This is a genomic window from Streptomyces sp. NRRL S-31 (assembly GCF_000718775.1).
Taxonomy (GTDB): domain Bacteria; phylum Actinomycetota; class Actinomycetes; order Streptomycetales; family Streptomycetaceae; genus Streptomyces.
This window is the reverse complement of the sequence record NZ_JOCB01000241.1, coordinates 1-612: the sequence shown is the minus strand read 5'-3', so window position 1 is coordinate 612 and position 612 is coordinate 1. Positions and strand designations below refer to the sequence as shown.

Annotated in this window: 2 pseudogenes; both read right to left on the bottom strand. The window is 68.6% G+C overall.

The annotated features are described in order from the left end of the window. Nucleotides 1-183: pseudogene (locus tag IF37_RS0138425) on the bottom strand (trehalose synthase); the annotation flags it as partial. Continuing rightward, nucleotides 180-612: pseudogene (locus IF37_RS0138420) on the bottom strand (DUF3459 domain-containing protein); the annotation flags it as partial. The pseudogenes IF37_RS0138425 and IF37_RS0138420, both read right to left, overlap by 4 nt.

The following is a 612-nucleotide window of genomic DNA, read 5'->3' as shown; positions in this document are numbered from 1 at the left end:
GAGCCACTGGAGGTAGTCGAGCTTGGCGGTCAGACCCTTCAGGTCGCCGACGCCGTCGCCGTTGCTGTCCTGGAAGGAGCGGACCAGCACCTCGTAGAAGACGGCGCGTTTGAACCAGTCCGGGTCCCGGTCCTTGGCGGGTGTGTCCTCGAAGGTGTCCGGAACGGGCTCGTTGACGATCATATGGCGGGTGACCCTCCGATCTGCGGGGTGGACGGTCGCAGGACGGTGAAGACGTGCGCGGGCCTGTGGCCCGGTTCGAGGCGCACGTAGTTGGCCCTGCCCCAGTGGTAGGTCTCGCCGGTGAGCTCGTCGCGCACCGGCACGGACTCGTGCCAGTCCAGGCCGAGTTGCGGCATGTCCAACGAGACCGTGGCCTCCTGGGTGTGGTGGGGGTCGAGGTTGGCGACCACCAGAACCGTGTTCGACCCGCTCCGCTTCGAGTAGGCGATCACCGCCTCCTGGTCGGCGTGGTGGAAGTGCAGGTTCCGCAGCCGGCGCAGGGCCGGGCTGCGCCGCCTGATCTGGTTGAGGCGGGTGATCAGGGGTGCGATGGTGCGGCCTTCGCGGGCGGCGGTCTCCCAGTCGCGGGGGCGGAGCTGGTACTTCTCC